We start from the raw sequence: 7,531 nt of genomic DNA on the forward strand, positions 1-7,531 counted from the left end.
TAATTCCACCTTAATTCTACCTTAATTGTAGGGTGCGTTAGCGACAGCGTAACGCACCGTTTTTAAGTAAAATTGTAGATTGTAGGGTGCGTTAGCGACAGCGTAACGCACCGTTTTTAAGTAAAATTGTAGATTGTAGGGTGCGTTAGCGAAGCGTAACGCACCGTTTTTAAGTAAAATTGTAGATTGTAGGGTGCGTTAGCGACAGCGTAACGCACCAACACTAGCTGTTATGGGAATCGCGACTTCATTGTAGAGTTGACGCAGCAAATCAAGCTGACCAATAGTAGAAAGATAAAACATGGGCGAGGTATTACTGACAACAATCATCGCCAGTCGTTTGCCTCTAAGCTTCTCAAATCTTGCCTAAAGTCCTCAACACCATAATGAATCGGAATTTGGCGGCGACCTAAAATTCGCTGAAATTCGAGTTGATTCATCCCCACAAATTGACTCGCTGTACCCAGCGTAATCTTTTCCTGCCGAAAGAGCAAGATAGCAATTTCTAACTTAAGATCCGCTTCAGATATATGTGCCACTTGCAGAAAATCATCGGGAATCACTAAACTCATTGATTCACTCTCCTCGCCGCTATGTGAGTATGGGTTGAAAAAGTGATACTTAACCTAATCTTGTTCCGGCAACCGAACCCTGCGATCGCCAGCACTGCTTTATCTAGATTTTAGATGATTGTGATTACGTTAGTGGCTCGCATCCACCCCCACAAGTGACTTTTGCCTTTTGCTATCCTTGGGAGATGGAGTCAATTCGTTAAAACATGGTACAACAACGAGCCATTACTGATGCAATTAAAACCTTAGCCGATGTAGAAAATCGCTTTCATCTCCGGCGCACGGAAGATGAGCAATTTTTCACCGAATGGTATGAGGATTTGCCAGAGATTAACGATGTGGAACAAGAATCTCTGGATTTAATTCGACGCCGATACCTTTATCATCTAACCGATGGACATCTCACTGAAGGAACGGTAACGCTGTTGCTGGGTTCGCCGTTATTAGAAAAAGCAAATTTTTACGATCCTCCTTTCAAAATGCGGGGCGAGGCATCAGTTGAGATTGTTTTAGATGAAGAAGATAAAGAGATTGAAACCTTACGGGGTCGAATTGATATATTAGTCGTGCAAAATCGGTTTTGGGTAACGCTGTTGGAGTCAAAACGGACAACGATTTCGGTGATGTCAGCCATTCCTCAAACCCTAGCCTATATGATGGCAAATCCCCAGTCGGATAAAGCCGTATTTGGCATGGTAACAAACGGGAATGAGATTATGTTTGTGAAGGCATCTCAACAAGGTACGCCGCAATATGATGTTTCGGATATATTTTCGCCTGTACCGTTACGCAATCGTCTGTATGATGTGCTGAGAATTTTAAAGCGTATTGGTCAAGCCATTGAGACATAAAACCGTTCCTTTGGCGATAATCTCTTTTAAACTGTAAATAAATGGAATATCCAGGTACTTCAACGACTAATCAATGACCAATACATTCTCTCATGGTTACGCTTTACTCATTGGTGTAGGTGAATCCGCTTACCCGAAATGGTCACTCCCGGTGACAGTAAAGGATATGCACGCCATTCAGTCGATTCTCACTGACGCGAATCTTTGTGGGTATCTGAATGATGAACAGCATATCCGTTTATTGTATGATGCTGGGGCAACCCGTCAGGCAATAGTTGATGGATTAACCTGGCTGAAAGAACAAGCGGCGGCGGATACTGAGGCGACAATTATTATCTATTATTCTGGTCATGGGTGGCTGGATCAATCGACGGGTGAATACTACTTAATTCAACATGATATTGAAGCCGTGGATATCCCAGATTCGGCGGTGTCGGCTCAAGCCTTTACGGAAGCACTACGCCAGATTTCTGCCAAACGATTGCTGGTGATTATTGATAGTTGTCATGCTCAAGGAATGGCGACAGCAAAGGATAAAATTGTACCAATTAAACTGCCCACACATTTTACACAGACGGCGTTACCGAAACAGTTTATTGAGGAACTGAAACAGGGGGAAGGGCGGGTAGTTTTTACGTCGTCGAGAGGCACACAGTCGTCTTGGATTCGTGGGGATGGGGCGATGAGTGTCTACACCTATCATTTAATCGAAGCGCTGCAAGGGGCGGGAAATCAACCGGGAGATACAGTGGTGCGGGTGTCAAATTTAATGAATTATCTGGGGAAGGCGGTTCCCGAAACGGTGCAGCAGGAGTATCAGCAAGAACAAATCCCTTTCTTTGATTTAGCCACCGAGGATTTTGCGGTGTCATTATTGCGGGGAGGGAAGGGTTTACCGGAGAATGGATGGGAAGCGGTAGAAGCGGATGTGGCTGAGACAATGGGGAGAGTTATCGCAGGTAGAGATGTTGCTATAGCGTCAGGAACTCAAACCGTTGATAGTTCGGGTTCAGGTAATGTAAATTTCGGGAATATTGCCCGTGCAGGAGAGATTAAGATAGAGAAGAGTTCGTAATTCGTAGAATCGTAAAATCGCAAAATCGCAAAATCGCAAAATCGCAAAATCGCAAAATCGCAAAATCGCAAAATCGTAGGGTGCGTTAGCGACAGCGTAACGCACCCTACGGTTCTACGGTTCTACGGGTTCTACGAGTTCTGATGACTAAGATTGAGCAATTACAGGCTATTCTTAATCGAGTCGCTACCCATTCCTACACTGAAGCCGATATTGTCGCGCTGCGGGATGCGGTGATTGTTCGCGGTGACCAGATTGTGGCGCAAGAAGGAGATCACAATATTAATATCGGTCACATTGGTCAGGCTGGGGATATTCAAATTAATCCTACCTATTATGGTGCTGATGCCGAGACGATTAAGGCAATCTTACAAGAGATAGTATCAGAGCTTCAGCCTCAACCCACAGGCATTCCTCAGAATCTTCCCCTCAGTGGTGTGCTTCAGTTTGTCGGACGAGAAACCGCCCTGGCTACGCTACATCAACAGTTACAGGATAATCAGCAGGTTGCCATTTCTGCGGTGGCGGGGATGGGAGGTGTGGGGAAAACGGAATTGGCGCTGCAATATGCTAGGCGCTATTCCCATCGGGAAAATGTTCCGCCGGAATCAGTGTATGAGGGTGGGGTGTGCTGGTTGGATGGGCGAGGTGTGGATTTAGGGATTCAGATAGTCCAATTTGCCAGAACTTATTTACCTTTATCGATTCCAGACGGGTTAGAGTTACCGCTTCAGGTGGCGTACTGCTGGCGAAATTGGGAACCGCCGGGACAGGTGCTGATTATTATTGATGATGTCACCGATTATCAGCAGGTGCGGCAGTATTTGCCCTCGGATGCTTCTCGGTTTAGGATGCTCATCACGACGCGGTTAGATTTGGGGGCGTCGATTCGTCAGTTACCCCTGGATGTGCTGAAACCGAGAGCAGCACTGGCGTTGTTAGAATCACTGATTGGACGAGAACGGCTGCAACAGGAACCCTGGGAAGGGCGAAAACTCTGTCGCTGGTTGGGATATTTGCCTTTAGGTTTGGAATTGGTGGGGCGATATTTGCGGCGAAAACCGGATTTATCGTTACAGGAAATGTTATCTCGGTTGCAGGCGAAACGGTTGGAACAGTTAGCGCTGAAAAAGCCGAAGTCAGAGGATGATATGACAGCGCAATTGGGGGTAAGAGATGCGTTTGAGTTGAGTTGGCAAGAATTAGATGAGTCGGCGCGGGAATTGGGGATAGGGTTAAGTTTATTTGCGGCTACGCCAATTCCCTGGCGATTGGTGGAGGCGTGTTTGGCGGAGATGGATGAGGAGGAGTTGGAGGAAATTAGGGATTATGGGTTGGTGAATCTGCATTTAGTGCAGCGTCAAGGGAAGGAGTTGTATCAATTACATCCGCTGATTCGGGAATTTTTGATCAGTAAGCGGGAAGCGTCAGAGATAGCGGATAAGTTGAAGCGGGAATTTTGTCGGGTGATGGTAGGGGAAGCTAAGGGAATTCCAGAGACGCCGACATTGGCAGAGATTAAAGCAGTCAATCCGGTTATTCCTCATCTTGCAGAAGCAGCGACGAGTCAACAAGACTGGTTGATAGATAATGATTTAATTGTGCCTTTTGTTGGTTTGGTTTGTTTTTATAAAGGTCAAGGACTCTATAATCAAGCTGAACCTTGGTGTAAGGATTGTGTATCAGTCATTCGCCAACGTTTGGGAGACAATCATCCCCATGTTGCTGCTAGCCTGAATAATTTAGCAGGACTCTACAAATCTCAAGGACGCTACCAGGAAGCTGAACCTCTTTTTCTAGATGCTTTAGCACTGAGGAAATGCCTGCTGGGAGATAATCATCCAGATATCGCACAAAGCCTGAATAATTTAGCATTTCTCTACTATTCTCAAGGACGCTACCAGGAAGCTGCATCTCTTTGCCTAGAGGCTTTAGCACTGAAACAACGCCTGCTGGGAGAAAATCATCCCGATGTTGCTACTAGCCTGAGTGGTTTAGCATTTCTCTACGATTCTCAAGGACGCTACGAGGAAGCTGCATCTCTTTGCCTAGAGGCTTTAGCCCTGAGAAAACGCCTGCTGGGAGAAAGTCATCCCTCTGTTGCTACTAGCCTGAATAATTTAGCATTTCTCTACGATTCTCAAGGACGCTACGAGGAAGCTGAACCTCTTTTTCTAGAAGCTTTAGCCCTGAGAAAACGCCTGCTGGGAGATAATCATCCCGATGTTGCTTCTAGTCTGAATAATTTAGCAGCACTTTACAAATCTCAAGGACGCTACGAGGAAGCTGAACCTCTTTTTCTAGAAGCTTTAGCACTAACAAAACGCCTGCTGGGAGAAAATCATCCTCATGTTGCTACTAGCCTGCATAATTTAGCAGCACTTTACAAATCTCAAGGACGCTATGAGGAAGCTGAACCTCTTTATCTAGACGCTTTAGCACTGAGAAAACGCCTGCTGGGAGACAATCATCCTTCTGTTGCTACTAGCTTGAATAATTTAGCAAAACTCTACCATTCTCAAGGACGCTACCAGGAAGCTGAATCTATTTTTCTAGAAGCTTTAGCCATGAAAAAACGCCTGCTGGGAGAAAATCATCCCGATGTTGCTACTAGCCTGAATGATTTAGCAGGACTCTACTATTCTCAAGGACGCTACGAGGAAGCTGAACCTCTGTATCTAGAGGCTTTAGCCATTGTCGATCGCACGTTAGGCTCTAATCATCCCAATACTGTCACTTTCCGTAAGAATCTGCAACTCCTGCGCGATAGATTACGCCATTCTCCCTGAATAGGTATTTCAGCCCTTAACAGTACCTAATCTTATAGTGGGAAGGGAGTAAGCTAGTCCGCGCAGGCGGACTTTGTTTGTGTAGCTGCGACTTCTAGTCGCCAGGGCAAAAAAGGGGTTCTTCGTTAACATACCCTAGGAGTTCTGATGGTTGGTTCGGTGCGTTACTTCGTTAACGCACCCTACAGGTTCACCAATGGAGTGATTGAAGTGCGATCGCAGGTTTCTATTCCAGTCCAACATCCTTCCTTGGTTATCATAAAATAATGCCATGTTCGCCCGGTGATAGTACGTCTATGACCCAAGCTCCCCAACTTACTCCACCTTCCACTGATCAACGTATTGTGTATTCCAGCATTACCTGGGAACAGTTCAAGCTAATTCAGGCTGGTTTTGCCAGCTCTCCGGGTATTCGACTGGCTTACTATAACAGCACGATTGAAATTATTATGCCGGGACGCGAACATGAAATGTTTAGTCGGCTCATTGGCTTTTTAATCGGGTTATTTTGCCTAGAAAACGCCATTGAATTTGAACCCACGGGTGCGATGATTCAAGAGCGAGAAGGAGTCGTTTCTGCTCAAGCCGATGAATCTTACTGTTTTGGTTCATCCAAACCCATTCCTGATCTCGTTATCGAAGTTGTAGTCACCAGTGGGGATACGAACAAACTGAAGCGATATCAGGCATTAGGAGTACCAGAAGTCTGGTTTTGGCAAGATGGTTTATTTAGCCTCTATCGCCTACGGAATAATCAGTACGAAAAAATTATCCACAGCGAAATTCCCGAACTGGCAACGCTGAGTATTGACCTGCTCACCCGTTGCGTGTTGATGGCTCAGACTTCTCGGTTGGAAGCAGCGAAAGAGTTTCGCAACGCCCTGAAATCGTCATCGGCTTAACTTTAAAAATTGCCGCACCCCTTGAAGATAAACATCAGGGGCTTCCAACATCGGGAAATGAGCCGTATCGGGGATTTCCCAATACTCCACCTTTTCACTCAACGCGGCTGCCCGTTGTCCCAACACAGAGGGGATAATCTGATCATATTCCCCCGCCACTAATAACGTTGGTACCGTTAACTGGGCAAATTCCGATGGCATTACCTCCGCCGCATACTTACTCACCGACGTTAACATCGTCCCCAATGCAGCATCATAATCCGCTATGATAAAATCTTCTAAAAATGCCCGACTTATGGTATCCGGTAGGGGACGATGCAAAAATCGCGCCATAAACAACGCCCCGGCAAAGGGAATGCGTAAAAACCAGCGGGGGCGGTATTTCACCACATAACCGCCAAATTTATGAAACGCGGCAAAGGATTTTTCCTCGTATTCAAAAATACCGCTACAAGTTAAAATAGCCCGTTCCACTTGCTCCGGATAGCGGTTGAGAAACATTGTCGCCACAGACGCGCCCAGGGAATGAGCATTAATATAGACGCGCTTGAGGGCGAGTTTCTCTAACAATATCGCCAAATCTTCGGCATAGTCCTCCATTTCATAGAGTAACCCAACCGGTTCTGCGGGAAGTCGCGATCGCCCAAATCCGCGCAAATCGTAAAGCAAACAATTAAACTGATCCGACAGCGCTTCAGCCGTACTTTGCCAATACCGAGCAGAACCGCCCCACCCATGAATAAACACCATGACAGGCTTATCATCCAAGGGCTGGGACGTAGCAATCCACTCGTAGTAATGATCGACGCCGCGAACGTTAACTAGAGGCATTCTTGATTCGTTTTGATACCACCACTGTTGACACTCCCTCGCCTGAGACGAGGGATTCTTCTTTCATCCAGAAACCTTAGAGTATTGATGAGAATCAATACTCCAGAGGGCTAACTGTCCAGAAGCGTTTACCCAGTATTTCTGGGAGATTCGCGTATGCCCTACGCTAGTCTTAGCCTTGATTAGAATATTTATGGCAGCATTCGAGTCCCTATCAAGGACAGTGCCGCAGCTACAAACATGAGTACGGGTACTCAAAGACTTCTTAACCCTAGCGCCGCAGCAAGAGCAATCTTGCGAAGTGAAGCTAGGGTTTATTGCTACCAATTCTCTACCAAATAGGTTGGCAAAGTATTCCAGCCATTCGCGAAATATTGTCCAACCAGCATCTGATATTGACTTGGCTAATCTATGGTTCTTAACCAGTCCTCGAACATTTAAGTCCTCAATCGCCACGAAATCGTTAGATTTCATTACGCATCTTGCTAGCTTAACCGCAAAATCTTTACGC

At 46.0% G+C, this 7,531-nt stretch carries 8 protein-coding genes; 4 read left to right on the forward strand and 4 right to left on the reverse strand.

What is annotated here, in order from left to right; genetic code table 11:
- Nucleotides 1-198: 198 nt before the first annotated feature.
- Nucleotides 199-330 (reverse strand): hypothetical protein, encoded by a 132-nt coding sequence (locus tag RIC07_RS04415; protein WP_446393450.1) that lies wholly within the window; start codon nt 328-330, stop codon nt 199-201.
- A complete protein-coding gene (locus RIC07_RS04420) occupies nt 327-572 on the reverse strand; it encodes a UPF0175 family protein (protein ID WP_446393451.1) in 246 nt (81 codons plus the stop codon). Before RIC07_RS04420 ends, RIC07_RS04415 begins: the two co-directional genes overlap by 4 nt.
- Before the next feature lie 206 nt (nt 573-778).
- Between RIC07_RS04420 and RIC07_RS04425 the strand changes: the two genes are divergently transcribed.
- The 4 genes from RIC07_RS04425 (at nt 779) to RIC07_RS04440 (ending at nt 6,189) form a co-directional block, all read left to right on the forward strand.
- The gene (locus RIC07_RS04425; protein ID WP_446393452.1) at nt 779-1,423 is read left to right on the forward strand and encodes a type I restriction endonuclease; all 645 of its coding nucleotides are present in this window, start codon (nt 779-781) and stop codon (nt 1,421-1,423) included.
- 73 nt (nt 1,424-1,496) lie between these two features.
- Nucleotides 1,497-2,498, forward strand: coding sequence for a caspase family protein (locus tag RIC07_RS04430; protein ID WP_446393453.1), 1,002 nt, complete (start codon nt 1,497-1,499; stop codon nt 2,496-2,498).
- Nucleotides 2,499-2,641: 143 nt separating this feature from the next.
- Complete coding sequence (locus RIC07_RS04435) at nt 2,642-5,287, forward strand: tetratricopeptide repeat protein (RefSeq protein ID WP_446393454.1); 2,646 nt, start codon at nt 2,642-2,644, stop codon at nt 5,285-5,287.
- A 296-nt stretch (nt 5,288-5,583) separates the two neighbouring features.
- Nucleotides 5,584-6,189 carry a Uma2 family endonuclease gene (locus tag RIC07_RS04440; RefSeq protein ID WP_446393455.1) on the forward strand — a complete coding sequence of 202 codons (606 nt, stop codon included), beginning with the start codon at nt 5,584-5,586 and terminating at the stop codon, nt 6,187-6,189.
- On the opposite strand, the gene RIC07_RS04445 is transcribed toward RIC07_RS04440, so the two are convergent.
- Nucleotides 6,178-7,020: an alpha/beta fold hydrolase gene (locus RIC07_RS04445; protein ID WP_446379733.1), complete on the reverse strand. Its 843-nt coding sequence runs from the start codon at nt 7,018-7,020 to the stop codon at nt 6,178-6,180. The genes RIC07_RS04440 and RIC07_RS04445 overlap by 12 nt on opposite strands.
- A 63-nt stretch (nt 7,021-7,083) precedes the next feature.
- Nucleotides 7,084-7,531, reverse strand: a 448-nt coding sequence (locus RIC07_RS04450; RefSeq protein WP_446393456.1) for an RNA-guided endonuclease InsQ/TnpB family protein, incomplete at its 5' end; no start/stop codon positions are given.

It is taken from the genome of Coleofasciculus sp. E1-EBD-02, from assembly GCF_040218245.1.
GTDB lineage: Bacteria > Cyanobacteriota > Cyanobacteriia > Cyanobacteriales > Coleofasciculaceae > Coleofasciculus.